The following is a 24,642-nucleotide window of genomic DNA, read 5'->3' as shown; positions in this document are numbered from 1 at the left end:
ACGATAGTGACGGCGACTACACCACCCCATGTAGGTTTACTCCGAGAAACCGGAGACTGTATGGGCATTCTCTCCATACTCACGATTGATCTGACGAGGGAGTGCCAATGCACGAGAACTGGCTACAGCTTCTCCTGGCCGAGGCATCCACCGAGGAACTCATCGAGCATCGCGATCAACTGGCCGCCGGGTCGGGCCCCGAGGCCGCTGCCGAGATCGAGCGAGAAGCCCGATCGGCGCTTCAACTACGAAGTCTTCTGGCTCAGCGCCGACAGCGCGCCACCGAGCTCGGGGCGCTCAACGACATCGCGTCGCTGCTGACCACGATGCACGATCACCATGCCCTCCTGCAGGAGATCGTGGACCAGGCCAAACGACTACTGGGCGTCGATCTTTCGTACCTTGCTCTGATTCACGAGGACATCTTGATCATCGAGGTCACCAGCGGGGCGTACACCTCCCAACTCCTCGGCCTCACGGTTCCATTCCGCGAAGGTCTGATCGGTCGGGTGGTCGAGAATTCTTCTCCCGCTTGGTCTCCCGACTACCGCAACGATCCTTCGTTTGCACACATCGGACCGGCTGACGACGCAGCACGGGCCGAGAACATGCGCGGCCTGCTGGCCGTACCACTGACATTGAACGGCAAGATCCTGGGCGCGCTGTGCGCCTGCAAGCGTCAGGAGCGTCGATTCGGCAACGAGGAAGTTGCGTTGCTGTCCGCTCTCGCAGCTCATGCCTCGGTGGCTATCGAGAATGCCCGCTCCCTCGAACGCTATCGCGCGACGGTTGCGGAAGTGAATGCCGCGAACACCGAACTTGCCGAACGCACAGCACTTCTCGAACAGACACTGACCTGGGACCGCTCGCTCACTCAGGTGGTTCTGCGCGGCGGTGGAGTCCGTGAACTCGTGGAGGAAACCTCCGCGTCGACGGGCTCGCCGGTGTTCTTCGTGACCGGAACATCGGAGATCCCACCGGGATTGCAACGGGTGAGCGAGAGCGTTCACCGGGTCTTCGACATCCTCGCTGCCGACCGACGCGAGCAGGAGGTGACGCTCATCGTCGGCGAGCAGTTCCTTTTTGCCACCGAAGTACGCAGTGCCGGTGACCAACTCGGAGTTCTGTTCCTGCTCTCGCGCCGAGAACCCACCGCCGCCATGAGGTTGGCACTCGAAAGGTCTGCTCCCGCCATTGCGCTTGCCCTGGTCGGCGAACGGGCAGCCAGGGAAGCCACCCGTCGAGCACGCGACGCGTTCCTCGTCGATCTGATCACCAGGCCTGCGCCGACGCCGGCCGAAGTCACCGGGCAGTTCCGCCTGGCCGGGCTCAACCCCGACCGCTCGTACACCGTCGTGGTGGCCCGCCCGGCCGACGCCGTCGACCGCACGCGTCGCAGTATCGAGGAAATTGCATTCCCGTCGGGAACCGTTGTAGCCGAGCATGGTTCACGGGTCATCGCACTGATCCCCGGAATGTCACCGGCAGACGTTGCGGCGGCATGGGTGCAACCGGCGGAGAACCCGACCGTCGGAATCGCCGATCCGGCCGTTGGAGCAGAAGGACTGGCTCGGGCTTACGTCGAGGCTCAGCACACCGTCGACGTCCTCGAGACGCTGGGACGGGCCTCACATGTCGAACCGGCAAGTTCACTCGGCATTTACCGAATTCTCCTCAGCCGCACCGGCCGCGACGAACTGGACGCGCTGACGCAGCGTTCCCTCGGCCCCCTCCTCGAGGAGGAGCAACGACGCGGGGTTCCACTATTGGACACTCTGGCGTCGTACCTCTCGCACAATTGCAAGCATTCCGCGACCGCCGCCGCGCTCGCGATTCACGCCAACACTCTGTATCAACGCCTTGAATCGATCGACCGGTTGATCGGAACACAGTGGCGTCAGCCGGATCAGGCGCTCGATCTTGCGCTCCTGATCCGGCTGCGTGCCAGTGCGGGGAAACTCGGTCAGATCTGAGCGGGCTTGCTCGATCGTTTAGCCAGCACCACAACAAGTATTGCGGCACAGAGCATCACGGCGCCCACCACCCAGAGGCCTGCCTTGGCATTTCCGGTCACATCAGTGAGCCAGCCGGTGAGGTACGGAGCGCCGAAGCCCGACGCGTTGCCGATCGAGTTGATCATCGCGATACCGGCCGCCGCGCTGGCGCCCGTCAGGAAGGTAGTGGGCAAGTACCAGAAGACGGGGAGTGCACACAGCACGCCGACGGCGGTGAGCGAGACGGCGATCATGACGGTGAACGGCGAATCCAGGTACAGCGCAATCGGAATGGATACCGCACCCAAGAGCGTCGGCGCTGCGACGTGCCACATCCGTTCACCGGTCTTGTCGGAATGGCGGCTCCACAGCACCATCGCGACGGCGCCGACAGCGTAGGGGACGGCCACGATCAGGCCGGTCTCGACGAGCGAGAAATCAGTGTTGAATGTCTGCTTGAATCCCGCGACGATGCTCGGCAGGAAGAAACTCAAAGCGTAGAGCCCGTACGTGATTCCGAAGTAGACCAGACCGAAACCGATGACGCGGGGATCACGCAGGGTCTTACCAGCCGACTGGTGACCGGCGTCGCCGAGTTCTTTTTCCTCGTCCGCCATGGACTTCATCAGCCACGTGCGCTCCTCGAGGGTCAACCACTTGGCGTCGGCGGGACGGTCAGTGAGGTAGAACCAGACGACAAACGCCAAGATCACGGCGGGCAGACCCTCGATCAGGTACATCACGCGCCATCCGGCCAGGCCGAACAGACCGTCGCCGTACTGGATGATGGCAGCCGAGAGTGGGGCGCCGAGCGCCGACGAAAGCGGAAGCGTCAGCAGGAACAGGCCCATCAGGCGTACGCGGTACTTCTTCGGGAACCAGAAGGTCAGGTAGAGAAGAACTCCGGGAAAGAAACCGGCCTCGGCGATTCCCAGCAGGATGCGCAGGAAATAGAGACTGCCGACATTCGGCACGAATGCCAACGCAGCGGCGAGGATGCCCCAGGTGAGCATGATGCGCGCGATCCACAGCCTGGCGCCGAAGCGGTGCAGGGCCAGGTTGCTCGGCACCTCGAACAGCAGATAGCCAACGAAGAAGAGTCCGGAGGCGAGGCCGAACATCGTCTCGGTCATCCCGAGGTCGGCGCTCATGGTGAGCTTCGCGAACGCGATGTTCGTACGATCCAGATAGTTCACGAAATATAGCAGGATCAGAAAGGGGATCAGCCGTCGCGCTACCTTCTTCACCACGCGAGATTCGATCTCGCTCGGCGCAACCCCACCGTCAGTGGTAGTGCTATCGGTGGAGGTCATGGCAGGGGTACTCCTCGGAAAAGGTCAGCGTTGCTATCTACGAAGTGACTCAAGCCACAGTAGAAGCACCACCGAGTTCAACCTATGTGGACAATCTCTACAGAAGCCGTCCCGGCATGTGCGTTTACTCCCAGAATCCGGAAGATGATCCCGGGCAGCCTGACGAACGTCCCTGAACAGTCGAAGGCGACAAACCCGTCTGAGCTGGGGGTTTAGAGCTACAAGCATCGCCTCACTGGCTACTGTTGTCGGCGAAATAGCCGGAGCAAGTGCACACGCACCGCATGACTTGAAGGACAGAACATGACGAAGTTGGTTCGGACCACATTGACCGGCCGGTCTTCCACCGCAGTCGCTGCCACCCTCGCGGCGGTCGCTCTATTCGCCTCCGCCTGCGGCAGCGACTCCGACAAGACCGACTCCGACAAGAGCGCTGCCGGCGCCTCGTCCGCTACATCCTCGGCCACCGTCGGCGGGAAGACGCTCGACGCCAAATTCGAGACGAAGTGCGCAAAGGACGGCGGCACGACAGTTATGACACTGCTCGACGCGGAAAATGCCACCTACGGCATGTTGACCGTCTCAGCCATCATCGATGAATCCGGCACGGTTCAGACTGCTGGAATCGCCGGAAGCGAGGGTGGATCGAACGGTCTGCCGTACACCGCCGGATTCGCACCGGGACTGCCCGGCGGATCTGCCAGTGCCAAGCAGGACGGCAATACCTTCGTGGTGACGGGCGAGGGAATCGGCGCCCGGGACAAGGGCAACCCGACGGAGACGTCGAGCTTCGAGATCACGTTCGCCTGCGAGTCCGTCATCGGCGGCTGAGCTGCAGAAGCAAAAGAATCGTGCACCTGTACTCGGGTGCACGATTCTTGCTAACTGATTCCCAGCTGTTCGCGCAGTTGGACGACGCGCAGCACGATGACTCCCAACGTCACCACGGTGACGGCACCAAAAGCGATCCAGCCGATACGTACGGCTTTCACGCGGTTCTCACCGGCGCCCAACCACTGCGGGGCGTACAGGAAGGCAGCGGCTGTTGCGGCACCTGCCACCAGACCTCCCGCGTGGCCCCAGAACGAGATCCCGGGCAGCGAAATGCTGATGATCACGTTGATCGCGATCACGGAGATGATCGGGACCGGGCTTCGGCGCAAACGCAGCAGAAGGACGGCTTGTGCGCCCATGATGCCGAAGATCGCGCCGGACGCCCCGGCAGTCCAGGACAGAGCCGTGAGCGAAGAGAACACCGGCTGGAACGCCATCACGGATGCTGATCCGCCGAGAAGCGAAACCAGGTAAATGCCGATGTATCTCGAACGGCCCATCACGATTTCGGTGTCGCGCCCCAGAATGTAGAGGGCGTACATGTTGACCGCGAGGTGCAGGATGCCGAAGTGCAGGAACCCGGAGCCGATGAGCCGGAACCAGTCACCGCTGGCGACCAGACCCGGATTGAGTGCCCAGTTGGCGAAGATCGACGAGCCGACCTGATTGTTCATGATGCTTCGCGACTGCGCGAAGGTCGCGAGGAACGCCAGGACGTTGAGCCCCATCAAGGTGTACGTCACGACCGGGACCGCGCGGGTGGAGCTCACGGTGTTTCCGGCGACGCCCCGAACGGGACGGACATCACGCTGACCGGCAGCTACACAGTCAACACATTGGTATCCCACCGCCGCGTCGCGGAGACAGTCCGGGCACGCCGGGCGTCCACAACGATTACAGGAAAGTGCGGTAGGTCGATCTGGATGGCGGACGCACCGCGGCTGGGGCGGGATGCCCTCACTCGCACCGCCGCCCCAACCGGGGTTCGTCATCTGCTTGTTTTACCTGTTCAGGAGATGGTGATGCTGTTGATCACGACGGGCTCGACCGGACGATCGCCACGATCGACCGAGGTGGAGGAAATGGCGTCGACAACCTTCTTGGAATCGTCGTCGAGAACCTCACCGAAGATGGTGTGGCGACGGTTCAGGTGCGGCGTCGGGCCGGTGGTGATGAAGAACTGCGAGCCGTTGGTTCCCGGGCCTGCATTGGCCATGGCCAGCAGGTAGGAGCGGTCGAACTGCAGTTCCGGGTGGAACTCGTCACCGAACTTGTAGCCCGGGCCGCCGGTGCCCGTTCCGGTGGGGTCGCCACCCTGGATCATGAAGCCGTCGATGACGCGGTGGAAGATGGCACCGTCGTAGAACGGGCCGGTCTTGGTGCCGGCGGCGTTTGCGGTGGTGTACTCCTTCGAGCCGTCGGCGAGGCCGACGAAGTTCTCGACGGTCTTCGGCGCATGGTTGCCGAACAGAGCGATCTTGATGTCGCCGCGGTTCGTGTGCAGCGTTGCGGTTGCGGTCTGATGAGTTGAAGTCACACCACCATCGTGCCATTGCCGGCGTTCTCGCGGATGTCGCCCCGCAAAACTCTCCCTGTCCCCGCCTCGCTGTTATGGCACAGTGAAGTCATGACACGAGTGACCGAGTCCCTCAGCACGCAGTTGCCCGACACCTTCGATCACGCGCGCGCCCGCGTCGAGGACACCTTCGACGAGACCGCCGCTTACCTCGAAGAAACAGCGGCTCGTATCAAGGAGTCCGAGGCAGCCGACAACGCTCGCCGTATCGCCGCGGTGGTCGCGACGTCGGTCGCTCGCGGCGCCGGGCAGGTCGGGTTGTTCCTGGGTCGTCAGGGCAAAGTCCTCGCCAAGAAGGGCGTCGAGCGCGCCAAGGCCATCCCGGCAAAGTCCGCGGAACGCGCCGAGAAGCCTCGCGGCCGCAAGCGCGTCACCGTGTTCGTCATCGCCGGTGTTGCGGTGATCGGTGGCGCCGTTTTCTTCAAGAGCCGCCGACGCGAGCATCCGCCGGTCGCTTCCGCGCCCCCTCGTCTCGAGGAGAACTCGGCGGAGAAGACCGCTTAGTCGACATACGAAAAGCCCCGGAACAGATTGTGTTCCGGGGCTTTTCGATGTTCACGTTCAGCAGTTGGACGGTGCCGGGACGTTGTTGAAGCGATCGATCATGTACCCGACGGATTCGGGGGTACCCACCAGATACGGCGTCGCGTGATTGATTGCCAGTCCCGGAATGATCGGGGGCAGTTCGTTGACGGAGAACTGCACCGTCGCACCCTTGCCGCACCAGTCTCGCGCCAGTTGTTGTCCCTGGCCGAACGGAACGATGTCATCGGAGCGGCCGTGCTGGATCAACACGGGCGACTCCGGCGTCAGCTTGCCGATCTTCTGCTCGTCGAGGATTGCCTGCGCCATGGGCAGACGGGCCAGAACCGCGGAGAGTGATTCACCGGAATTGGTGAAGCTCGACGACTGCTGGAAGCCGAACTGCAGACCACTTTCGGCGACGCACTGGTTCTTGGTGGCGGCCAACATCTGTCGGCCGCGATCGTTGATCTCGGCGTCGAGCAGCGGCTGAACCTCGGGGTACTGCGCAAGTATTCCGTTGAGCGCGTAGCCGATCACTCCGGTGAGGAACGTGCCGTCGACCTGCTGCAGCGTCGCCGCCAGATCGGCGGGCGGTGCACCTGCGTAAGTGCCCTTGAGATCGAGTTCGGGAGCGTACGACGGCTTCAATTCCGTTGCCGCAGCGGCAGCTCCACCACCTTGCGAGTAACCCCACAGTCCGACGGGGCCGTCGGCGGGAATGCTCGTGTTCGGGAGCTGCTGAGCGGCGCGCACCGAGTCGAGAACCGCGTGAGCTTCGGCGCCGCGGTTGACATAGGTGTGATCGCCCGGCGTTCCGAGACCCTCGTAATCGGTGACGACGACGGCAATGCCGTTGAGCAGCAACGTATTCACCCAGATGGACTCGTAGCCGACCATGACGTCCGTCGGGAACTGGTACTCGATACCGGTGTTGAACAGCTTGGACGGTGCGCACTGATCGCCCTGTCCATGCGTTCCCACCGCTGCGGCAACCAGTGGACGCGCCCCCTGCCCGGTCCACGGATTCGACGGTTCGAGATAGGTGCCCGTCACTGCAACGGGGGCGCCCTTGGCGTCCTCGCTTCGGTACATGATCTTGGTGGCGGTCGCCGGCCATGCACCGTTCGATCCGGGCACGCTCAGTAGCAGTGGTGACGGCTCGCTCTTGATGAGATCTCCGTTGGCACCTGCCGGAAGCTCGGACGGCGGCGTGTAGAAGTCCGCCGGCTGCGCCATTGCGGCGGGGGCCGTCACAGCACCCATGACCAGTGCTGCGACGGAGACCCCGGCCGCCCACCATGCTCTGCTCTTCACGTTTCGATCTCCCCACGTTCGCCTGCGCTGTGGCTTGGCACACAGCGAACGCAGAGTAACACATACATCACGTAATACTTTTTCGTGAGGTTTTCGCCTTAACAGGCTGAATTACAAGCGTTTACGACTACTTCGTGGGCTCCAGATTCGAGGTCAGCAGCGAACGAAGCTTGTCGGTATCGGACGAGGTCCACGTCCCGGGATGCAGGATCTCGGCCCACATGTCTGCCGCATCCTCGCCATAGTTGTGACCGTGCCCGGACGGGACGTCAGCCGAGAAGACCATGTCGAGGGTTACCTGCCAGAACGTCACGAGCGGCACCCACTTCATTCCCGGATCCACGTCGCGACCCAGCGGTTCCTTGAGCCAATCCGGCTTGTTGAGCAGCAGGTCGAAGGACCACCACGTGATCGGGTCGCTGGCGTGCTGCCAGTACACGATCCGGTCGTCGTCCCAATCGGCCTTCAGCTCCAGATCCTCCGGATCACCGGCAAAACGAATTGCCCGTCCGCCGTCGATCACCGGCAGAATTTCCTTCGAACCCGAGTCACGACTGTTCGTGATTTCCTGCCACTGAGCAGTGAAGTTGGGGGTTCCGACCCACAGTGCGCCGTCGACGCGCGTCATCATGTCCTGAGCGCCGGCAAATGCGGCCTGGCCACCGTAGGAGCCGAGGCTCTCACCGAAGACAACCAGCTCGGGTCGCGTCTCCACGGGCAGGTCGATCCACTTGGCGTACACCGCATTGAAGAGCGCACGCCCGGCGATCATCGGCGTCTCGCGGTCGGCGATGAAGGCCAACGGACTCGGAAGGAACGAGTACTGCATCGACGCGATCGCCGTGTCGCCGCCCTCGACGTACTCGAACGCCGACGCGACGTCCTCGTTCACCCATCCGCGGCCGGTGGTCGTCACGACTGCGAGGGTTCCGCGGTCGAATCCGCCGGTGCGCTCCAACTCGTCGACGACGCGCTGTGCGACACCGTTGATCGAGTCCGAGGATTCGCGTCCGGCGTACACGCGGATCGGTTGCTTCGCTTCACGTCCGGTCAATGCAGAGATCTCGGTGGCGGTGGGACCGCTGCCCATGAAGGTGCGCCCCTCCTGGCCGAGCGAATCCCAAGGCTCGGCGGACATCGGTGAACCACTGCGCTCGGCGATCAATGGTTGTTCGATGCCGTCCGGAGTTTCGTGATCGGCACCGGAGAAACTCCAGTTCGCGAACGCGATCAGCCCGTTGTACAGCGCACCGTTCACGATGAAGATGCCGAGAGCGAAGATGACGATCAAGCTGCCGACCTTCGCCGCTTCGAGGGGAACGAACCGAAGTGCGACTGCGGTGAGCTTGTTGGTGGTGAAACGAAGACCACGTCCGGCCTCGAGCAGAATGAACCAGATTCCGAGCGAAATCATCAGCACCAGAAGGTAATTCGCCTGATTAGTGCGCGGAACCTCGACCAGATCACGAACGATCTGCTGCCACCACGAACCGAGGACCAAGAACGTCGGAACCAGAATGACGGCCGCGGCCAACAGGATTCGCCATCCGATCTTCTTGGTGCGATCCGACCACTGCGGTTCGACGCCGCACTTTCGAATCATCCAGGCAACCGTCACGCCGAGCGCGTATCCCATCGCGAGCGAGATGCCTGTCGCAACGCCCTGCAGGTACCACGCGCGCGGCAACAGGGACGGACTCATCGACCAGGTGAAGAAGACCAGAGCAAAGGCAAGCCCGACCGGATGCAGCGTCTTGCAATAGAGGCGCAGCCGTTCCCACACACGTTTCATGCCGGAATCGTATGCGCCCCGTGCCCGAATCAGGTCACGAGGCGCACACGCGTCCAGTCTGTTTACGGAGCGAAGCGCAAAATCGCGGCAACTGCGCCGCCGCCCGGAATGTCCTCCGCGCGAACAGCGAGCACCCGAGCACCCGTCAAGAGCGAACGACGAGCGATCTCGTCGACGACACCGTAGGTGCTTCCGTTGGTCGACTCCCCGGTCGTGAGAGCGCCCGTCCGGGGATCGAGACTTCCGGGTAGGACGGAATCGATGTCGATGAAAACGGTGTCGACCTGTCCGTACGTCGCGGCTGTTGCCACGTCGGCGACGTCGGTCTGAGTGCGTCCCTGTTCGGTGCGCACATTGAAGGTCTCACGCACCGCCGCCAGCTGCTCGGCGTGGAAATCGTCGAGCGCCGGACGCGAACCATCCGCGACTTCCTGCGTCGACAAGGCTTCCGGGTTTCCCTCGACGGTTTTGTCGACCAGGTGGCGGTACGAATTCACGGAGCGATACACCGACGCAATCGGTTCGGCAGCGGCCAGGATCAACGGGACATCCCGGCCGGCGAGGACACCGCGTACCTCGTGATCGACTGCGCGGGCGTACTGATTGACGCGCAACTTTCGGCTGTCCGACCCCGACAGCCGACCCGCCTCGGTACGGCTGTTGATCGACGACTTGCCCGCGTGATCCGCAGCGTTCTTCGGCATTCCCTGAACACGGACCTCGTCGGCCGGCTGATCGGCAGCGATCTCGATCAGTCGCACCGAACCCTCTGCCAGAGCGAGAACAAACGCCGTCTGGGGGAAGGTCACCGAACGGAGCAGTGGCTTGAGGTGGAACCGATCGCTGACCGTTTCGAGCGCCTGCAGACGGTTGGGGAGGCGGAAGGTCACCAGACGCTCCGGCGTCGCGTACGTGACCAATGAGCGCGACTGGAAGCGCCAGAAATCGTCGTCATCGTCGAGCTCTGCGTATTCGGCCTCGAACTGCTTGCGCTCGGCGGGATCCTCCACCGATGCGAGTGCTGAGCGAACCTTGTCCTTGAAGGCTATGCGCGCTTTGTCGTAATCCTGCGGCGCATCTTCAGTCGGAGTCACGATGGTGATGCAGGTGGGCCCTTCCACCTCCGCGAGTGCGGCAATTTCACCGTGGCTGGGAATGTCGTTGTGAAGCACTACGAACCTCCTGAAATTGGGTTCTCCTCACGCTACGCCCGGCTGGTTATGACCACTAGACCTTCCGGAGAATTCGGGACGAACGGACCATAGTGGGCGTCGTTCTGGCCACCCCACTCCGAGCGAACGGCATGTTCATCGCCTTCAGTGCGCCGAAAGTGCCGTTCGCTCAAAAACGGGGGGTGGGACGGACATGGGTACATCGGCATACAAAAAAACACCCTCCCGGATCCCGGGAGGGTGTTTTCTTACTGTGGAGCCTAGGAGATTCGAACTCCTGACATCTGCCTTGCAAAGGCAGCGCTCTACCAACTGAGCTAAGGCCCCGTTCGGTTTCTGACCGGAGTCAGAGTACCTAGGTTCTATCCTGTTTCCAAATCGTGCCAAACCTTGTCTCCGCGCTGACTTTTGATCAGCTTGGTGACCCCGAGAGCTACCAGAATTCCGGCCCCGACAAGCAGGAAAACCTTCATTCCAGCAACCCTTCTTCGGCACATGGGAGTGGGCCTAGGAGGACTTGAACCTCCGACCTCTTCATTATCAGTAAAGCGCTCTAACCACCTGAGCTATAGGCCCCTGAACCGATTCCAAAGATTACCCCACCGGGCCGCTGACACCAAAACGGGCCCGGCGGAGCAATGTTTTCGCAGGTCAGTCGCGGTCGGCGAGAGTTACCTCTACGCCGCCAACCAGGTCGCTGCAGAGGTTGTAGATGAACGATCCGATCGTGACGAGTGCCGTGAAAAGCACCATGTTCGCGATACCGATCAGCGCGGCGTAGCCGAACACCTGGCCGGCCGTCACCAGACCGTCGGAGCCGCCGTCGGCAACGATGTCGGTGAACGCGTTATTCAAGCGATCCCAGACGCCCATACCGTCGAGGACGACGTAGAGCAGTCCGACGGCCACCATCCATACGAAGAACAGCGACACCGAGATCACGGACGTGATCTTGAGCGTGGACCACGGGTCGATACGACGGATCTGAACCGTTGCGCGCAGCGGCGCACCGTCGACGACCGAGGCCGATACGGCGTGAGTTTTCTCACCCTTCACCGCAGCAGGCAACGGATGCTTGGCCTCGGAGAGGTCAGGCATGTCCTTCGGCAAATCCTTGCGATCGATGTGCCGAGTGGGCCCGTCGATCGCAGCAGCTTTTGCTTTCGGATTTGCAGCCTTGGGGTTTGCAGCCGTCGGATTCGCGCCCGCGGGTGCAACTGCCCTGGCTGCGACGGTCGGTGCGTTGCTCTTGGCCGCTGCCGCACCAGCGACGCCACCGGTAGCTGCGGCCGCCGCCGTTCCCGTCACGACGGGACGTGCCGACGGGTTGCCGGCAGGGCGACCCGTTTGAGGCTGTCCCTTCGGTGCACCACCCTGTGCGGGAGATTTGGCCGGGCCACCCTGTGCAGGGCCGGCCGCTGCAGGACGCTGCGGACCCGCAGGTGGCTTACTCCCGGCAGGGCCTGCCGGTCGACCCGCAGGAGCACCAGCACCGGCGGGTCGCGTGATGTTGGTCTGCGGCTGACTTTGCGGAGCCTGATTCTGCGGTGCCTGATTCTGCGGTGCCGGAGCCTTGGACCCCGGGTTCTGAGCAGCCGGGTTCTGAGCTGGCTGCCCCTGCGGCTGACCTGACGGCTGGGGTCCCCGCTGCCACGGCGGTGCCTGGCTGCCACGAGCCTGATTGGCAACCGGTTGCGGCGGAGCCTGACCGTCACCCTTCGCCGGAGTTACCGGCGCAGCCGGAGCCACAGAAGGAGCCTGACCCTTGGCCGCACCTGCAGCGTCGGAAGCCCCACCCGCCGGCTTCTGAGCCGACGGGCCACGAGGCGGCTCAGGTGCCTCGGGCGCCGGAGCTGCCTCGGAAGCTTTGGGTCCGCCGTCCGCTGGAGCTGCAGGTTTCGACGTCTGCGGCCCCGCCGGAGCAGTTGCCTGCTCCGGCTTCGGTGGCACCTCACCTGAAGGGCTTTCGCTCTTCTGGTCACTGCCCGGCTGGTTGGGAGTGCTCACTAGGACTCCTTAGCTCCATCGGCATTGTCTGCGTTGTCGGTGGTCTCTGCAGCGAGCTCTTCGGGCTCGTCGGCGTTGCGCGCAATCGCGAGCAGTGTGTCGCCTTCGCCGAGGTTCATCAGACGCACGCCCTTGGTCTGGCGTCCCGCCTTACGAACCTGCTTGGCAGCCGTCCTGATGACGCCGCCGCCCGAGGTGATCGCGTACAGCTCGTCGTCGTCGTCGACGATGAGCGCACCGACCAGAGTGCCACGTTTCTTGTCGTACTGAATCGTGAGCACGCCCTTGCCGCCGCGACCCTGCACCGGGTAGTCCTCCATGCCGGTTCGCTTGGAGTAACCGCCCGAGGTGGCGACGAGGAGGAACGTGCCTTCACGAACGACGTTGAGCGAGAGCAACTCGTCGTCCCCGTTGAAGCGCATGCCCTGGACGCCGGACGTTGCGCGGCCCATCGGACGCAGTGCCTCGTCGGTGGCCGAGAAGCGGATCGACTGGCCCTGTGCCGAGACGAGAAGCAGGTCGTCGTCGGCGGAGCAGAGAACAGCGCCGACCAGTTCGTCTTCACCACGCAGGTTGATGGCGACGATGCCACCGCTGCGGTTGGAGTCGAAGTCGGTGAGCTTGGACTTCTTGACCAGACCGTTGCGAGTGGCGAGCACCAGGTAGGGCGCGTCTTCGTACGTCTTGATCTGGATGACGGACTGGATGCGCTCGTCCGGCTGGAAGGCCAGCAGGTTCGCCACGTGCTGACCGCGAGCGGTACGGCTCGCCTCGGGCAGTTCGTAAGCCTTGGCGCGGTAGACGCGGCCCTTCGTGGTGAAGAACAGCAGCCAGTCGTGCGTCGAGGTGACGAAGAAGTGCGAGACGATGTCGTCCTGTTTGAGTCCGGCGCCCTGAACACCCTTGCCGCCGCGCTTCTGCGAGCGGTAGAGGTCGGTCTTGGTGCGCTTGGCGTAGCCGGTCTCGGTGATCGTGACGACGACGTCTTCGCGGGCGATCAGATCCTCGTCGTTGACGTCTCCGTCAGCGGCGATGATGCGGGTACGACGGTCGTCGCCGTACTTGTCGACGATTTCCTTGAGCTCGTCACGAACGATCGCGCGCTGACGCTCCGGGCGAGCCAGAATGTCTTCGAGGTCCGCGATTTCGAGTTCGATCTCGGCCAACTCGTCGACGATCTTCTGACGCTCGAGGGCGGCCAGACGACGCAACTGCATGCCGAGGATCGCGTCGGCCTGGATCTCGTCGACGTCGAGGAGTTCCATCAATCCGGCGCGGGCGATGTCGACGGTCTGCGACGCACGGATCAAGGCGATGACCTCGTCCAGAGCGTCGAGCGCCTTGACCAGACCGCGCAGGATGTGGGCGCGCTCTTGGGCCTTGCGAAGCAGGTACCTGGTACGACGAACGATGACCTCGAGCTGATGCGTCGTGTACAGACGGATCATCTGGTCGAGGCGCAGCGTGCGCGGCACTCCGTCGACGATGGAGAGCATGTTGCAGCCGAAGCTGGTCTGCAACTGGGTGTGCTTGTAGAGGTTGTTCAGCACGACCTTGGCGACGGCGTCACGCTTGACGGTGACGACGATGCGCATGCCGACTCGGTCCGAGGACTCGTCGTGGATGTCGGAGATGCCGCCGATCTTGGCGTCACGAACCTGCTCCGCGATGGACGTGATCAGGTTGTCCGGGTTGACCTGGTAGGGCAGCTCGGTGATGACGATCGTGGTGCGGCCCTTGGCATCTTCTTCGATCTCGACGACGCCGCGCATACGAACGGAACCGCGACCGGTGTTGTATGCGTCCTGGATTCCCTGGCCGCCGACGATGAGGCCGTGCGTCGGGAAGTCCGGCCCCTTGACCCGCTCCATGACGGCGGCGAGGGTGGCTTCCTCGTCGGCCTCGTAGTTTTCGAGCGCCCAGTAGATGGCCTCGGCAACTTCACGCAGGTTGTGCGGCGGGATGTTGGTGGCCATACCGACGGCGATACCGTTGGAACCGTTGATCAGCAGGTTCGGGACACGGCTGGGCAGAACCGTCGGTTCCTGCGTCTTACCGTCGTAGTTCGGTGTGAAATCGACTGTCTCGTGGTCGATCTCACGCAGCATTTCCATCGCGAGCGGCGTGAGCCGGCACTCGGTGTAACGCATGGCGGCCGCGCCGTCGTTACCGCGGGAACCGAAGTTTCCCTGGCCGTCGACGAGCGGGTAGCGCAGCGACCACGGCTGGGCCATACGGACCAGCGTGTCGTAGATCGAGGAGTCGCCGTGGGGGTGGTAGTTACCCATGGTCTCGGCGACCGGTCGCGCAGACTTCACGTATCCGCGGTCCGGGCGATTGCCGGTGTCGTACATCGCGTACAGCACACGGCGATGCACGGGCTTGAGACCGTCGCGCACATCCGGCAGAGCGCGACCGACGATGACGCTCATGGCGTAGTCGATGTAGCTGTTCTGCATTTCCTGCTGGATGTCGACCGGTTCGATCCGGTCGTGTTGCGGACCGTCCGGAGGCAACGTGGTGTCGGTCATGAGCTCACTTTCTTATGAAGAAGAGGGGGCGCAAGCGCCCTGTGAGCGGTTAAGGAGTCCCTGGACTCGTTAACCACGCACAGGGCCGAAGGCCCTACACGTCGAGGAAACGAACATCCCGGGCATTGCGGGTGATGAAGCTGCGTCGCGCTTCGACGTCTTCGCCCATCAGCACGCTGAACAGCTCGTCGGCAGCAGCCGCGTCGTCGAGCGTGACGAGACGCAGAACGCGCACCGTCGGGTCCATCGTGGTTTCCCACAGCTCCTTGGCGTTCATCTCGCCGAGGCCTTTGTAGCGCTGGATGCCGTCGTCCTTGTTGATCTTCTTGCCGGACTCGAGGCCGGCCTTGACCATCGCGTCGCGCTCGCGGTCGGAGTACGCGAATTCCGGCTGCGCACCCTTCTGCCACTTGAGCTTGTACAGCGGCGGCTGCGCCAGGTAGACCTTGCCGGACTCGACGAGCGGTCGCATGAAGCGGAACAGCAGCGTGAGCAGCAGCGTTGCGATGTGCTGACCGTCGACGTCGGCGTCGGCCATGAGCACGATCTTGTGATAGCGCAGCTTGGCGATGTCGAACTCGTCGTGGATGCCCGTGCCGAAAGCGGTGATGATCGACTGGACTTCGGTGTTCTTGAGGACGCGATCGATACGCGCCTTCTCGACGTTGATGATCTTTCCGCGAAGCGGGAGGATCGCCTGGTACATCGAGTCGCGGCCGGACTTGGCCGAGCCGCCTGCGGAGTCGCCCTCCACGATGTAGATCTCGGACTTCTCCGGATCGTTGGAGCGGCAGTCGGCAAGCTTGCCGGGCAGGCCACCGAGATCGGTTGCGCTCTTACGACGGACAAGCTCGCGTGCTTTACGGGCAGCGATGCGGGCCTGCGCCGAGGACACGGCCTTGTTGACGATGGTCTTGGCGTCGGCGGGATTTGCCTCGAGCCAGTGCTGAAGGTGCTCGTTGCACGCCTTCTGCACAAAAGACTTGACCTCGGTGTTGCCGAGCTTCGTCTTGGTCTGGCCCTCGAACTGGGGCTCACCGACCTTGATGGAGACGATCGCGGCCAGACCCTCACGGATGTCGTCACCGTTGAGGTTCTGCTCTTTTTCCTTGAGCAACTTCTTGTCGCGCGCGTACTTGTTCACCACCGTGGTGAGGGCGGCGCGGAAACCTTCTTCGTGCGTACCACCCTCGTGGGTGTTGATGGTGTTGGCGAAGGTGTGCACGGACTCCGAGTAGCCGGAGTTCCACTGCATCGCGACCTCGAGCTCGTGGCCGGGGCCCTTGGCCGTGAATCCGACGACGGAATTATGGATGGGGCTCTTGGACTTGTTGATGTGACGGACGTAATCCTCGAGGCCACCCGGGTAGTGGTAGACGCGGGTCTTGGCCTTGCGGGGGGTCGACTTGGCGGCTTCTTCCGCTTCTTCGGCAGCCGACTTGGGTGCCTCGGCTACCTCGGCTGCCTCGTCGTCGATGACCTCGGCGCGCTCGTCCGTGAGCGTGATGGTCAGACCCTTGTTGAGGAATGCCATTTCCTGCAGACGCCGCGCGACGGTCTCGAAGTTGTACCGCGTGGTCTCGAAGATCTCGGGATCGGCCCAGAAACTGACGGTGGTGCCGGTCTCCTTCGTCGGATCGCCCTGTACGAGCTCTCCCGGCTTGGAATCGGTGTACGTCTGCTGCCACCGGTAGCCGTCGACCTTGATGTCGACGTCGAGCCGGGTGGAGAGCGCGTTGACCACCGAGATACCGACGCCGTGCAGACCACCGGAGACGGCGTAGGAGTCGGAGTCGAACTTGCCGCCGGCGTGCAGCTGGGTCAGCACGACCTCGACGGTGGGAACTCCGGAGGCGTGCATGCCGACCGGGATGCCACGGCCGTCGTCGATGACGCGGATTCCGCCGTCTTCGAGGAGGGTGACCTCGACCTTGGTGGCGTGTCCGGCCATCGCCTCGTCGACCGAGTTGTCGACGACCTCCCAAATGAGGTGGTGCAGGCCGCGTTCACCGGTGGAACCGATGTACATGCCTGGACGCTTGCGTACCGCCTCAAGTCCTTCGAGGACAGTGATGGAGGACGCGTTGTAGTCCTTGCTGGAAGTGCTTGTATCTGACTTCTGGGCAGCCACGGGTGGGTAGCTCTCCTTCTCCGTCAATACTCGAGCGCAGCCGTCAGCAAGCCCTTGCGGGTGTCGTCGGAGCGGGTTCGAGAATGTTGCCGCTAGTTACCGTTGACCATCTTACTGGTAAGCACCGACTAGAAGCGGCCAATGACACCCCTGGCTGCGCCGCAGACGAATTTTTACGATCCCCTGAAGGTGAAACGCTAGGAACTTTGCTTCTCCGAGCGACGCTCTCTCAGGCTCGCGATAAATGCCCGCGCATGTTCGGCAACCTCGCCCGGATGCGAGAACGGCGACCAGTGTCCCGCGGCAATTTCACGTCGCTGCAGGTCGGAGACCCATTTTTCGGTGTCTTCGTATCCCACCGGACGAACGGCTTTGTCGTACTTGTTCAGAATGAGCTGAACGGGCACGTCCGTGTACCGATCCCGCGGCTTGCCGAGAGACGGCCGGATGTTCGCGCGATAAAGCTTGAGTCCGTTCACCATGTCGTCGGCGATGGTGGGCGCGGTGTTGACCACACGGGGGTCCAGACCGTCGAAGAACCCCAGAAAAGCCGGCCAGTGCTTGGCGAACCACAGACGCAACGGAAGAGTGCACAGGCCGGGAATCTGGAACAGAACGGTGTAGGCCGACGCAATTCCCTGCGCGGCCGGGCCGAGGAAACGACGCTTGGACGCGCTCGCCCGGATCCACTTACCGAGATGATCGAGATTGGGGCCCGAGATGGAAGAGAACGACGCGATCTTCTCCTCGGCCCCCGGCTCGCAGACCGCTTCCCACGTTTCCACGGATCCCCAGTCGTGTGCCAGGACGTGCACCGGCTTGCCTGGGCTGACCGCGTCGATGACGGCGAACAGATCGCCGGCCAGTGCGCTCAGTTGGTAGTCCTGCACCCTCGAGGGGATCGTGCTATCCCCGGCCCCGCGGCTGTCGTAGCTGACGACGCGGAAGTCGTCTGCGAGCAAAGGCACGACTCGGTTCCACAATTCATGGGTGTCGGGCCAACCATGCACCAGGACGATGGTCTCGCCGTCCGCTTTTCCCTGCTCGAACACGGCCAGGCTGACGGAACCGTTGGTCACCCGACGCGCGGTCACGGCATGGACAGGAGAGTGCTTGGACATTGACTGACCCTTCGGCTTTGAATCCTTCGGACTGGGAAATCTAGAGATCGAGAACGAGACGTCCACCGTCGGAACGAGATACGCAGATGAGCATCTCCGTTTCCTGCTCGGTGTCGGTCAGACGCCTTTCGCGGTGATCGGGTTTACCCGCGAGCACCTTCACCCGACAGGTTCCACAGAAACCCTGCTGACACGAGTACCCGACACCGGGCAACGTCTTCTTGATGACATCGAGAGCGGACCCGTCGGCCGGCACGGTGAGTACCTGACCCGAATTGACCAGCTGCACTTCGAATTCCTTGCCGTCGATCACCGGCGGAGCCCCGAACCGCTCGAAATGCAAAGCGGCAGAGGGTGTATCGCTGAATCCGCGGCGGACGGCGTCGAGCATCGGCGTCGGGCCACAGCAGTACACGGCGCCGCCGACCGGCGCTCGTCCGAGAAGATCTGCGGTGGTGGGCAATCCGAACTCGTCGTCCGGACGCACGAAGACACGTTCGGGATCCCAGGTGGCGATCTCGTCGAGGAACGGCATGGATTCACGAGAGCGGCCCGAGTACACGAAGTACCAGTCCATCCCCAATTCCCTTGCTGCACGGACCATTGCGATGATCGGCGTGATGCCGATACCGCCGGCAACAAACAACGCGCTGCCTTCTCCGACAAACGGGAAGCCGTTGCGGGGGCCGCGGACAGTGACCTGCTCACCGGGCTGCAGGGCGTGCATCTCGATGGAACCGCCACCGCCGTCGAGGATCCGGCGCACCGCAACGCTGTATCCCGTGCGATCGGCAGGGTCGCCGCACAGCGAATACTGACGCCGCAGACCCGACGGTAGATGGAAGTCCAGATGCGAACCCGGATGCCACGGCGGAATCGGTGAGCCGTCGGCGGATTCGAAGCGCAGGCGAACGACGTTCTCGTCGGTGGCCACCACCTCACGCGTGCTGACCACCATGTTCATGGCCGTGTCGGGGTTGTGTCCCGCGATCTCGGGGTTGTAGTCGTAGGCCGTCAACACCCGAAGGTACTTGTCCGCCAACAACTCCGTGATGCGCATGGCGCGGTCGGGACGGTTCTTGCCGGACAGATCGGGCGGCGCCGGAAAACGCGGCAACCCGTCGTGACCGGAGATGACGTCCTTGACCCTCGAGAGTGAAATCACCGTGCAGCCGCCTGCGCTGCGGGTGACGACGCCAGGTACTGCACCGCCTGGGCGGTCGAGCCCTCTTTGCTGGGGTGGTACGACTTGCTGAAGTACGTCGACATTCGCTTGGCCAGCTCGAACGACGTGGGAACCGTGCCTCGCTTACCCGCCGCGATGAAATCGGACAGGTGGGGGCGTCGACGGCTGGGAGCCTGAGCGGCAAGTTCGGGATCGTTACGCATGAGGAACCTGGTGCCACGAATCCACAGCCACACCAGTACCGGCGTGACGACGATCTGCGTTCGGATGCGGCGCGTCTCGCGCTTGTCGAAGTAGCGCATCACGTCGTAAGCGACGGAGCGGTGTTCGACCTCTTCGGCGCCGTGCCAGCGAAGAAGATCAAGCATGGTCGGGTGCATGCCGGCTTTGTCGAGCCCCTTGGCGTTGAGCACCCAGTCGCCGAGAAAAGCGGTGATATGTTCGATGGCTGCGATGATCGCCAAGCGCTCCACCAGGTGATTCTCGGCGCGCAATCCCGTCATCGGGCGCGGACCGAGCAGCTTCGAGAAGGTCCATTCCATCTGCTGCGTGTACGGCGTCGGATCGAGGCCGTTCTCCTTGAGATGGACCAGGACGCCCGAGTGCGCGTTGGAGTGCATTGCCTCCTGGCCGATGAATCCGACGACGTCTTCGCGGAGTTTCTCGTCCTCGATCAGGGGAAGAGCTTCCTTGAAGGTCTCGACAAACCATTCCTCACCGGCAGGGAGGAGAAGGTGAAGCACGTTGAGAACGTGTGTGCTGAACGGATCGCCCGGAATCCAGTGCATGGGCAGATCGGACCAGTCGAACTCGACATTGCGAGCCTGCAACAGGATGTGATCCGGCTCGGCGAACGACGAAGCGGGTGTCGATAGCTTCTGCGACATCTGGCTACTCCTTCATGCCTGCCGAACGGTGGGGAACGACAGCCTTGTGACACAGTTCACTCACTAGCGAGTTTTAACTGTAACACGAAGTAATAGGTAGAACCAGAGCCTGGTTGAGTTTTCCTCAGCCGTACGTATCGCGAGGTCCGCGGCCTTTCACATGCCTTTCACCCTTGCGCCAGCTCGGCGCGCTCGGTCCGGTGATGCGCAGCGTCTTGACGACGCCGTCACCGACGGCAGCGGCGATTTTTGCCAGAATTTGCGACTGCATCATGCGCAGCTGGGTCGCCCACGCCGTCGACTCGGCGGAGATGCTGAGAACACCTTCTTTCAGAGAAATCGGCTCGGCATGGGCAGAGATGTCTTCACCGACGACCTGCGGCCACCGTCCGAGGACCGTGCCCTCGGACACCCTGGGGGACCACCCACGCGACTTGGAGATCGCACTGGTGAGAGCGCCGAACGGCTGAGGATCCCGCGCATCCGGACCGGGGCCGGACCAACCGCTGCGCCGACGCGGGCGGCCGCTTCCGTATTTGGGCGACGAACGCCCCTGCCCGACGGCCTTGCCGTTGGCCTTGGCCGTCGCGCGCGCCTCCTCGAGGGCACGGCGCGCCAGATCGACCCCTTTGAGCTCGGGCTCCGGAGCTCCCTTGTTGTCTTCAGTCATCTGCTGTCTTCAGTCATCGAACTCGACCTCCTGATCAGTCGAGCCTACGGGCACTATCCGGGATATCCGACCGTCTGCGGTATCGGAGGCTTCGACGCCGAACTTGGCCGCCTCGAGTTCGTCCGGCACGTCTTCGGGAACAGCAGCCGTGATCAGTACCTGTTCCGCGGTGGCGGCGACAGTGGCGAGCGCACTACGGCGACGACGGTCCAATTCCGCGAAGACATCGTCCAGCATCAGGACCGGGTCACTGCCGTCTGCCCGCAGGAGGGCAAAACCTCCCAGTCTCAGCGAAAGCGCGAAAGACCACGATTCACCATGGCTTGCAAAGCCTTTCGCCGGACTGTCGCCGAGAATCAGCTCCAGATCGTCCCGGTGCGGACCGACCAGACACACTCCACGATCGATTTCCTTCGAACGCATCTGCGCCAACTCGAGATGGAATCGCTCCTCGAGGTACGCAACGTCGTCGATACCGGAAATCCTTGCAGGGTCGGTGAATTCGGGATCCAACGACGAACCCAGGCTGCTCTTGTATCGAATCGAGGCCGGCCGGGATTCGGGTGCGATGGAACGATACGACTCCGCCAGGTGCGGCGCCAGATCGTGGACCAACTCGAGGCGCCCGGCCAACAATTGTGCGCCGTGAGCGGCCAGATGCCCGTCCCACACCTCGAGGGTCGAGAGGACGTTGTCGGACTCTCCACCACGCGAACCTCGACGCAAAGCCGCACCGGCAGTTTTGAGTAGAGCCGACCGCTGGCGTAGCACCTTGTCGTAATCCGCACGGACAGCGGCCATTCGGGGAATCCGGGACGTCAACAACTCGTCGAGATAGCGTCGACGATCACCAGGATCGCCGCGTACCAACGACAAATCCTCCGGCGCGAACATCACCGACTGCAGAATCCCCAGCACTTCACGCGGACGACGCGTCGGAGACTGATTTATCCTGGCACGGTTGGACTTTCCCTCGATCAGTTCGACATCGATGGTCAGTTCGCGCCCGTTGTTGACCACCGTTGCACCGGCAAAGGCACTGGCGGAACCGCTGCGAATCATCGGTGCATCCGCGGACACTCGATGAGACGACAGCGTCGACAGATACCCGAGCGACTCGAGGACGTTCGTCTTACCGTGCCCGTTCGAGCCGAGGAACACGGTTGTTCCCGGAGTGAGATCGAGCGTCAGCGAATCCCACGATCGGAAGTCACGCAGCGAAAATCTACGAACGAACACTTAGCTTCCAGAAGCCGAATTCTTGGGCGAAGCGCTTTTGACCGCGTGACCACCGAACTGATTACGCAAGGCCGACACCGCCTTCATGGCCGGTGAATCATCCTGTCGTGAAGCAAATCTCGCGAACAGGGCAGCGGAGATGACGGGAGCGGGGACAGCGTGCTTGATAGCTTCCTCGACCGTCCAGCGGCCCTCACCGGAATCCTCGGTATAGCCCGTGATCTGCGCAAGCTCCGGATCCTCCTCGAGGGCGTCGACAAGCAGATCGAGCAACCACGAACGTACGACGGTTCCCTTCGACCACGCTCGGAGCACACCGGGAACGTCCGCGATCAGGCTTTCCGCCTCGAGGAGCTCGTAGCCCTCGGCATATGCCTGCATCAGGCCGTATTCGATGCCGTTGTGCACCATCTTCGCGTAGTGACCAGCACCGACCGGGCCGGCGTGGACGAAACCGTCTGCAGCGTCGCCGTCGGGGCGCAGAGCGTCGAAGATCGGCATTGCCTTCGCCACGTCGGGCTCGGATCCGCCCACCATCAGCCCGTAGCCGTTCTCACGGCCCCAGATGCCACCTGAGACACCGCAATCGAGGAAACCGATCCCACGGGCGCCCAACATCTCGGCATGGACAGCGTCATCGGTGTAGCGAGAGTTTCCACCGTCGATGACCAGATCGCCGCCCTCGAGGGCATCCGCCAGTTCGGCAATGGTGCTCTGGGTGATTTCACCAGCCGGAACCATCACCCAGACGACTCGCGGTCCCTCGAGGGAAGCAGCGAGTTCGGCAAGTGACCCGACATCGGTGACTTCTGGTCGAGGGTCGTATCCGATTACCTCGAGACCATGCGCGCGCAAGCGCTCACGCATGTTGAAACCCATCTTGCCGAGACCTACGAGTCCGATCTTCATACTGTTCTCCCTGGTCAGGCGCGAACTGAAGTGCGGGGTACCGCTCAGCCCGGAAGGCGAACCGGCATCAGCAGGTACGTGTATTCGCTCGAGGGCGCAGCGAAGTTACCGGACTCGTCTGCCGTGGGCTCTTCCTCGGCCGCGGGGCGAAGAACAGCAGGACGGCTGGGAGTGGTGAAGCCGAACAGAACGTTTTCGCTGTGAAGCGAGTTCAACCCGTCGATCAGGTAACCGGGGTTGAACGCAATGGTGAGTGCTTCGCCCTGGAACGACGCGTTGAGCGTCTCTTCTGCGCGGCCGGCGTCGTCACCACCAGCGGACAGGAGCAGGCCGTCAGCGGAGAACTGCATGCGAACCTGTGCGCCACGCTCGGCGACGAGTGCTACACGCTTGATGGCCTCGATGAGAGGCGTGACCTCGACCGTTGCCATCGCGGTGTGCTGAGCGGGCAGCAGCTGGCGGAACTTCGGGAACTCGGCGTCGAGGAGACGCGTCGTGGTGCGGCGTCCGTCGTTGACGATGCCGAGGAGTCCGTCGTTTCCGATGGTCGTACCGGAACCGAGAGCCAACTCGACCGGCGAATTTGCGTTGCCGGCAAGCGTTTTCGCGGACTCAGACAGAGTCTTGGCCGGGATGAGAACAGCAGCCTGGACGTCGGGATTGGCCGGAGTCCACTCAAGTTCACGCACGGCGAGACGGAAGCGGTCGGTCGCGGCGAGGACGATCGAATTCTGTTCGATCTCGACACGGATACCCGTGAGCATCGGAAGGGTGTCGTCCTTGCCTGCTGCAACGGCTACCTGGCTGATGGCTTCGGAGAACAGGTCGACGGGAATGGACCCGGACTGCTGCGGAAGTGTCGGAAGCTGGGGGTAGTCCTCGACCGGCATCGTGGGCAGGGAGAACTTGGCGCTTCCGCAGGAGATGAGCACGCGAGTGCCCTCGAGGGTCACATCGACAGGCTTGTTGGGAAGCGACTTGGTGATATCGGCAAGGAGGCGTCCGGAGACGAGTGCCTGACCTGCAGTCGTGACATCTGCCGAGACGCGGACCTGCGCGGATACCTCGTAGTCGAACCCGGAAACGGTGAGGCCGGCTTCGGTTGCGTCGAGAAGAACTCCGCCGAGAACAGGCACGGGCGGCCTCGAGGGCAGGCTACGAGCAACCCACGCTACTGAATCAGCGAACTCTTCCCGGGAAACGCGAAACTTCAGGCTTCCAAGCTCCATCGCCGGGTTATTCCTCTCGGTAGGCATGTTCGTCTGCTGCGGATCTGCATCAGCTCACTTGAAGTCTGACACAGACCAAGCGATGCCCACCGTATGCCCTCGAGGGCGCAAGTGGAAAGCCGAAGCCGGGACGAGCGCAGCCTGAGGCGAGGTTCTCAACAGGAGTTGTCCCCAGAACTATTTTCAAAGAGCTTTTCCTAGGAAATTCTCAG

19 protein-coding genes and 2 tRNA genes are annotated in these 24,642 nt (G+C 62.8%); 3 read left to right on the top strand and 18 right to left on the bottom strand.

Going from position 1 to position 24,642, the window contains the following annotated elements; all coding sequences use genetic code 11:
- The first annotated feature begins 107 nt into the window (after positions 1-107).
- Complete coding sequence (locus QM716_RS19225) at positions 108-1,973, top strand: helix-turn-helix domain-containing protein (protein WP_283305664.1); 1,866 nt, start codon at positions 108-110, stop codon at positions 1,971-1,973.
- Here the strand turns inward: QM716_RS19225 and QM716_RS19220 are convergent.
- Complete coding sequence (locus QM716_RS19220; RefSeq protein WP_283305663.1) at positions 1,964-3,307, bottom strand: MFS transporter; 1,344 nt, start codon at positions 3,305-3,307, stop codon at positions 1,964-1,966. The genes QM716_RS19225 and QM716_RS19220 overlap by 10 nt on opposite strands.
- Before the next feature lie 303 nt (positions 3,308-3,610).
- Between QM716_RS19220 and QM716_RS19215 the strand changes: the two genes are divergently transcribed.
- Positions 3,611-4,138, top strand: a complete 528-nt coding sequence (locus QM716_RS19215) for a lipoprotein LpqH (RefSeq protein ID WP_283305662.1) — start codon at positions 3,611-3,613, stop codon at positions 4,136-4,138.
- A gap of 50 nt (positions 4,139-4,188) precedes the next feature.
- Here QM716_RS19215 and QM716_RS19210 read toward each other — a convergent pair whose 3' ends face one another.
- Positions 4,189-5,133, bottom strand: coding sequence for a rhomboid family intramembrane serine protease (locus QM716_RS19210; protein ID WP_283305661.1), 945 nt, complete (start codon positions 5,131-5,133; stop codon positions 4,189-4,191).
- A gap of 17 nt (positions 5,134-5,150) precedes the next feature.
- Positions 5,151-5,678, bottom strand: coding sequence for a peptidylprolyl isomerase (locus QM716_RS19205; protein WP_283305660.1), 528 nt, complete (start codon positions 5,676-5,678; stop codon positions 5,151-5,153).
- Positions 5,679-5,768: 90 nt separating this feature from the next.
- Here QM716_RS19205 and QM716_RS19200 point away from each other — a divergent pair, with 90 nt between their 5' ends.
- Positions 5,769-6,221 (top strand): hypothetical protein, encoded by a 453-nt coding sequence (locus QM716_RS19200; RefSeq protein ID WP_283305659.1) that lies wholly within the window; start codon positions 5,769-5,771, stop codon positions 6,219-6,221.
- A gap of 57 nt (positions 6,222-6,278) precedes the next feature.
- Here the strand turns inward: QM716_RS19200 and QM716_RS19195 are convergent, their stop codons facing one another.
- From QM716_RS19195 to dnaN, 15 genes are all read right to left on the bottom strand, one after another.
- Positions 6,279-7,556: a lipase family protein gene (locus tag QM716_RS19195; protein ID WP_283305657.1), complete on the bottom strand. Its 1,278-nt coding sequence runs from the start codon at positions 7,554-7,556 to the stop codon at positions 6,279-6,281.
- A 127-nt stretch (positions 7,557-7,683) separates the two neighbouring features.
- Positions 7,684-9,348: an alpha/beta hydrolase gene (locus tag QM716_RS19190; protein ID WP_283305655.1), complete on the bottom strand. Its 1,665-nt coding sequence runs from the start codon at positions 9,346-9,348 to the stop codon at positions 7,684-7,686.
- A 62-nt stretch (positions 9,349-9,410) separates the two neighbouring features.
- Positions 9,411-10,520 carry a baeRF11 domain-containing protein gene (locus QM716_RS19185; protein WP_283305653.1) on the bottom strand — a complete coding sequence of 370 codons (1,110 nt, stop codon included), beginning with the start codon at positions 10,518-10,520 and terminating at the stop codon, positions 9,411-9,413.
- 254 nt (positions 10,521-10,774) lie between these two features.
- Positions 10,775-10,847: transfer RNA gene (locus tag QM716_RS19180), tRNA-Ala, on the bottom strand.
- A 175-nt stretch (positions 10,848-11,022) separates the two neighbouring features.
- Positions 11,023-11,096 (bottom strand) — tRNA-Ile (locus QM716_RS19175).
- A gap of 75 nt (positions 11,097-11,171) precedes the next feature.
- A complete protein-coding gene (locus QM716_RS19170; RefSeq protein ID WP_283305651.1) occupies positions 11,172-12,527 on the bottom strand; it encodes a DUF3566 domain-containing protein in 1,356 nt (451 codons plus the stop codon).
- On the bottom strand, positions 12,527-15,058 hold the full coding sequence (gene gyrA / locus QM716_RS19165) for a DNA gyrase subunit A (protein WP_283305649.1): 2,532 nt from the start codon (positions 15,056-15,058) through the stop codon (positions 12,527-12,529). Before gyrA ends, QM716_RS19170 begins: the two co-directional genes overlap by 1 nt.
- A gap of 94 nt (positions 15,059-15,152) precedes the next feature.
- The gene (gene gyrB, locus QM716_RS19160; protein WP_283305648.1) at positions 15,153-17,189 is read right to left on the bottom strand and encodes a DNA topoisomerase (ATP-hydrolyzing) subunit B; all 2,037 of its coding nucleotides are present in this window, start codon (positions 17,187-17,189) and stop codon (positions 15,153-15,155) included.
- Between the two features lie 197 nt (positions 17,190-17,386).
- The gene (locus tag QM716_RS19155; RefSeq protein ID WP_283305646.1) at positions 17,387-18,310 is read right to left on the bottom strand and encodes an alpha/beta fold hydrolase; all 924 of its coding nucleotides are present in this window, start codon (positions 18,308-18,310) and stop codon (positions 17,387-17,389) included.
- Between the two features lie 40 nt (positions 18,311-18,350).
- On the bottom strand, positions 18,351-19,472 hold the full coding sequence (locus QM716_RS19150) for a PDR/VanB family oxidoreductase (RefSeq protein WP_283305821.1): 1,122 nt from the start codon (positions 19,470-19,472) through the stop codon (positions 18,351-18,353).
- Positions 19,472-20,383, bottom strand: coding sequence for a metal-dependent hydrolase (locus tag QM716_RS19145; protein ID WP_283305644.1), 912 nt, complete (start codon positions 20,381-20,383; stop codon positions 19,472-19,474). The genes QM716_RS19150 and QM716_RS19145 overlap by 1 nt, the downstream gene beginning before the upstream one ends.
- A 124-nt stretch (positions 20,384-20,507) precedes the next feature.
- Positions 20,508-21,053, bottom strand: coding sequence for a DUF721 family protein (locus QM716_RS19140; RefSeq protein ID WP_283305643.1), 546 nt, complete (start codon positions 21,051-21,053; stop codon positions 20,508-20,510).
- A 9-nt stretch (positions 21,054-21,062) separates the two neighbouring features.
- A complete protein-coding gene (recF, locus tag QM716_RS19135; RefSeq protein WP_283305642.1) occupies positions 21,063-22,292 on the bottom strand; it encodes a DNA replication/repair protein RecF in 1,230 nt (409 codons plus the stop codon).
- Entirely contained in the window at positions 22,293-23,201 is a 909-nt protein-coding gene (gene gnd / locus QM716_RS19130) for a phosphogluconate dehydrogenase (NAD(+)-dependent, decarboxylating) (protein ID WP_283305640.1), read from the bottom strand.
- 44 nt (positions 23,202-23,245) lie between these two features.
- Complete coding sequence (gene dnaN / locus QM716_RS19125; RefSeq protein WP_007729165.1) at positions 23,246-24,430, bottom strand: DNA polymerase III subunit beta; 1,185 nt, start codon at positions 24,428-24,430, stop codon at positions 23,246-23,248.
- Between the last annotated feature and the right edge of the window lie 212 nt (positions 24,431-24,642).

Source organism: Rhodococcus sp. IEGM 1409 (assembly GCF_030056735.1).
Classification (GTDB): domain Bacteria; phylum Actinomycetota; class Actinomycetes; order Mycobacteriales; family Mycobacteriaceae; genus Rhodococcus_F.
This window is presented reverse-complemented; position numbering and strand designations above follow the sequence as displayed.

Bases quoted from the DNA above. Each gene is read 5' to 3' on its own strand.
- QM716_RS19220 (WP_283305663.1), bottom strand. From the start codon at position 3,307: ATGACCTCCACCGATAGCACTACCACTGACGGTGGGGTTGCGCCGAGC.
- QM716_RS19200 (WP_283305659.1), top strand. From the start codon at position 5,769: ATGACACGAGTGACCGAGTCCCTCAGCACGCAGTTGCCCGACACCTTC.
- QM716_RS19145 (WP_283305644.1), bottom strand. From the start codon at position 20,383: ATGTCGCAGAAGCTATCGACACCCGCTTCGTCGTTCGCCGAGCCGGAT.
- gyrA (WP_283305649.1), bottom strand. From the start codon at position 15,058: ATGACCGACACCACGTTGCCTCCGGACGGTCCGCAACACGACCGGATC.
- gnd (WP_283305640.1), bottom strand. From the start codon at position 23,201: ATGAAGATCGGACTCGTAGGTCTCGGCAAGATGGGTTTCAACATGCGT.
- QM716_RS19210 (WP_283305661.1), bottom strand. From the start codon at position 5,133: ATGACGAACCCCGGTTGGGGCGGCGGTGCGAGTGAGGGCATCCCGCCC.
- QM716_RS19155 (WP_283305646.1), bottom strand. From the start codon at position 18,310: ATGTCCAAGCACTCTCCTGTCCATGCCGTGACCGCGCGTCGGGTGACC.
- QM716_RS19140 (WP_283305643.1), bottom strand. From the start codon at position 21,053: ATGACTGAAGACAACAAGGGAGCTCCGGAGCCCGAGCTCAAAGGGGTC.
- QM716_RS19225 (WP_283305664.1), top strand. From the start codon at position 108: ATGCACGAGAACTGGCTACAGCTTCTCCTGGCCGAGGCATCCACCGAG.
- dnaN (WP_007729165.1), bottom strand. From the start codon at position 24,430: ATGGAGCTTGGAAGCCTGAAGTTTCGCGTTTCCCGGGAAGAGTTCGCT.
- QM716_RS19190 (WP_283305655.1), bottom strand. From the start codon at position 9,348: ATGAAACGTGTGTGGGAACGGCTGCGCCTCTATTGCAAGACGCTGCAT.
- QM716_RS19215 (WP_283305662.1), top strand. From the start codon at position 3,611: ATGACGAAGTTGGTTCGGACCACATTGACCGGCCGGTCTTCCACCGCA.